Source organism: Thiocapsa sp., from assembly GCF_011390875.1.
In the GTDB taxonomy this organism is placed as follows: domain Bacteria; phylum Pseudomonadota; class Gammaproteobacteria; order Chromatiales; family Chromatiaceae; genus Thiocapsa.
The window spans coordinates 1-3,719 of record NZ_JAABRP010000321.1; the positions used below are offsets into that span (position 1 = coordinate 1).

The 3,719-nt window shown below is 61.3% G+C and carries 4 protein-coding genes and 1 pseudogene; 2 read left to right on the forward strand and 3 right to left on the reverse strand.

Annotation, left to right across the window (positions count from 1 at the left end; all coding sequences use genetic code 11):
• Positions 1-847: ISL3 family transposase (locus GPT33_RS17775; protein ID WP_296811729.1), on the forward strand; the 847-nt coding region annotated here is incomplete at its 5' end.
• A gap of 139 nt (positions 848-986) precedes the next feature.
• On the opposite strand, the pseudogene GPT33_RS17780 reads toward GPT33_RS17775, so the two are convergent.
• Positions 987-1,994 (reverse strand): annotated as a pseudogene (locus GPT33_RS17780) (IS1634 family transposase); the annotation flags it as partial.
• 506 nt (positions 1,995-2,500) lie between these two features.
• Here GPT33_RS17780 and GPT33_RS17785 point away from each other — a divergent pair.
• On the forward strand, positions 2,501-2,842 hold the full coding sequence (locus tag GPT33_RS17785) for a hypothetical protein (RefSeq protein ID WP_296811736.1): 342 nt from the start codon (positions 2,501-2,503) through the stop codon (positions 2,840-2,842).
• A 62-nt stretch (positions 2,843-2,904) separates the two neighbouring features.
• Here GPT33_RS17785 and GPT33_RS17790 read toward each other — a convergent pair whose 3' ends face one another.
• Positions 2,905-3,228, reverse strand: coding sequence for a DUF4351 domain-containing protein (locus GPT33_RS17790; protein ID WP_296811731.1), 324 nt, complete (start codon positions 3,226-3,228; stop codon positions 2,905-2,907).
• A gap of 190 nt (positions 3,229-3,418) precedes the next feature.
• Positions 3,419-3,719: group II intron maturase-specific domain-containing protein (locus GPT33_RS17795; protein ID WP_296811733.1), on the reverse strand; the 301-nt coding region annotated here is incomplete at its 5' end.

The following is a 3,719-nucleotide window of genomic DNA, read 5'->3' on the forward strand; positions in this document are numbered from 1 at the left end:
CGAAGGCATCCTCGATCGCTACGTCCCGAGCCGCATCGATTGGACGGCGCTCCCGGCGCTGCCCGTGCTCGGGCTCGACGAGATCGCCTTGACCAAAGGCCACGGCAACTTCGTGGTGATCGTCAGCGCCAGGATCGAGGACACGCTGAGCATCCTCGCCGTACTCGAAGACCGCAAGCGCGCGACCGTCGAGGCGTTTTTGCGCACCATCCCCAAACCCTTGAGGCGCACCGTTCGCGTCGTGTGCACCGACCTGTACAGCGGCTTCATCGGCGCGGCCAAGGCCGTCTTCGGCAAACAGGTCGCCATCTGCGCCGATCGCTTCCATGTCGCACGCTTGTATCGCGACGCCGTCGAGACGTTGCGCAAACAAGAACAGCGTCGGCTCAAGCGCGACCTGTCGAAAGCCGAGTACGGCACGTTCAAGAACGTCCGGTGGATCCTGCGCAAGTCCGAGTCCGAACTGAGCGCCGAGGAACGGCGGATCCGCGCCCGGTTCTTCGCCCATTCCCCGAAACTCGCGCAAGCCCATGCCCTCAGCCAAGCCCTCACCGACATCTTCGACATGCCCCTGTCAAAAGGTCAGGCCAAGCGCAAACTCGGTGGCTGGATCCGGCGGGTCAAGAACGCCGGTATGACGTGTTTTCAATCCTTCCTGAAAACGTTGACCCGTCATTGGGACGAGACCACCAATTATTTTACCGAACGCCGCAATAGCGGTTTCGTCGAAGGGCTCAACAATAAGATCAAGGTATTGAAGCGGCGGTGCTATGGCTTGAGCAACCTGCACCGACTTTGCCAGAGAGTCTACCTCGATCTGTGCGGTTATCGGGTGTTCGCACGATGAGGATTAAAAAACAAGAGCTTAAGCACTGCGCGCCCAGCACTATTTTCGATCGGCGTGTTCGGTAGAAATGTCTGCAAGAGACTGTTTTTACGAACATTTACGCTTTCCCTCGATTCCGGGAGAGCCCACGCACCGCGGCCCAGGGCTTGGTCAGAAAAGACTTTTCCAGCTTGGTCAAGCGCCCTTTGGGAGTGCCCACCAGGTAATGCACCGGGGGATCCGATGCACGCATCAGGGCCAGGGTCTCTTCGGTCGGAATACCGCGATCCATCACCCAGATGCGGTCGGCCTTGCCGTATTGGGCCTCGATCTTGGCCAAGGCGTCGGTGAGGGTTTGTTTATCCAGGGTATTGCCGGCGAGCACCTCATAGGCCAGCGGAAAACCGTCCGGGGTGACGATCAGGGCGATGATCACCTGGACGCAATCGGAGCGCTTGTCACGACTATAGCCGAATTTGCGCTTGCCATGCTCCGGCGGGTCGCATTCAAAATAGGTACTGGTCAGGTCGTAGAGGAGCAGGTCGAAGCGGGCATCGAACAAGAGTCTCCAGCGCTCCTGAAGGAAGGTGAACAACGCCTGCTTGTGCTCCACCAGATGATCAAGACAGCGATAGAGGGTATGACTCTGCGCAATGGAGAAATCCTCGCCGAGCAGGTCACCCATGGCACTGTGATCGAACCAATGACGGTGCAGGCGCCATTCACTGCCGGGGTCGATCAGGCGATAGGCGACCAGGGTCTTGAGCACATTCAGCCAGCGTGTCCCTTTGCGGCTGGGCGGCAATCGCGGCTGCCAGAAGGTGTCCAGCTGCAGCAGGTCCCACAACCCGCAGGCCAACCAACACGCGCCCCATTGTCGGGGATGGCGCAACTGCAATCCGCTCAACTTCACCTGGACCACCGCGCAGGCCAGTTCCGGCGCCGGACGGTCCTCCGGAAACAGCGCCAACTGCGTCGCAGTGCCCGTGTCCTCGTCGAAAACGGCAATGGAGCGGCACCAGGCCGCGCGCTGCGCGTCGTTGATCTCCCCGAGATACAACACATGGCGCTGTACCACCCGCCCGTCCGCGACACGGCGATTCTCCACCACGCTCCAGTAGCGGTGTTCTTTGCCGTCTTTCTTGCGGATTTTGGACCTTAGAAACATGCCGATAGTGTCCTCGGCTCCGCGCTCTCGCTCAAGGACCAAGGTCGGCACTACAGGCGTTTTTGCACAAACCGCTTTCACATAATCAGATACTTAACCGACTCACCGAGGTCAAAATGGACCAAAAATCGCGAAATCCAGGGTCGAATAGTCGAAGTCGGGCTAGTTTCGCTCACGGGTTTGGTTCGGGCGTGCTCGAATTTCGGCGCCGACACAGCAGATCCCCGCCTGCAGATCTTGTTATCAAGTGCCGAGCGGGGGAGAAACGATCAAGTGCTGCGCTCCCTCCAACGGCATGACTGCGTGACGTGCCGGTGAATGCGCTCCTCGGGTGCGCCTGAACGAAACAATCAATCGGTCCCGAATGCGATGCCCTACGGAATCGGGCTCGGCGGGTTCCTTGTCAACGCCGCGACCAGGAAATACGCTCATCGCGCCCCATCGACCCTGAGGTCGACGGCATCTTCAAGACCCTGTTCGGGTCCGACGACCATCGCGACCTGCTGATCCACGTTCTCAATGCACTGCTCGCCGCTCCGATCACCGCGGTCGACATCCTCAAACCCGACCACGAGCGCGAGACCCTCGACGACAAGCCGACCGTCGTCGAGGCGAAGGCGCACGACGCGGCGGATCTTCCAGATCGAGGCGTTGGTCATCGTTTCGTCCAGTCCTCTTGGGTTCCCCGGACCGGACGCGAAACTCCGGAGGCACGCCCCGGGTACGCCGACTTCAGTCGGCCACCCCGGGGACTGAAGTCCGCCTCCCCGGGGTGGCCGGATGAATCCGGCGTACCCAAGCGGTCGCGGGCGGCGACCTGGACACTGCCGATGTGGCCGCGTCGATGAACTGAGCTGGTGAATCCGCCGAAAAGGCGGCGGCAGATGCTTGCCGCAGGACGATCGTCAGCTCAATGGTCGTCGAACACGCCGTCAAGGGATTCGGCATCGAGGAGACGCTCGCCCCAGCGCTCCAGTTGGTCGGTCGTGGCCCGGGCGAGCCGCGCCTGGATCTCGGCAGACAGCGGGCCGAAGCGCTTGGTGAGTAAGCGCGTAAGGAACTCGACGCGACCCTCCACGCGGCCCTCGACGCGCCCCTTTTCCTCACCTTGCTGCAGCCCGCGTTGAACCGCCAGACGCTCGACACTGGTCACATACGCCATCTTGCGCTCTCCTTCAATCGTTTGAATCTCGCTCCACAGCGCCTGCTCCAGCGCATCCGGCAGCCGCATCATCCAGTCGATGACGGCGAAGAAGGGCGTGGGTAGAGTAGAGAGCAGGCGTCCCGCGACTTTAGGTTTAGCCTATCTGTTGCCACCCCTTTCGTTTGGCGGTGCCTCACTAGCCGCACCATGGTCACGGTAGCCAGCCCTCCCTCATCAAACCGTGCATACAGTTCTCCCGTACACGGCTTTCCGATGTGCTTCACGCCGAGGCATGCGCCGATGTCCAGCCTGCGGTGGTGGGGACCTTGAACAGTCCAACATGGTCGTACAGATGCGCATTGGGAAACCGCGCATATCCTTGCGCCCGGCTCCGGAGTTTGTGGCGGCGCCGCAATTGCGTGCGCACCCGCTCCTCGGCATGCGTCTTGACCCGACCGAGAACCTTCGAGCAGTTGCGATAGTGGAAGTAGCCTGACCAGCCCCGGAGGGCTTGATTGACGTCACCGATCATGTCCGTGAGCGCCACCGGGGTGCGGCGGCGCGCGGTCAGTTCCGTGACC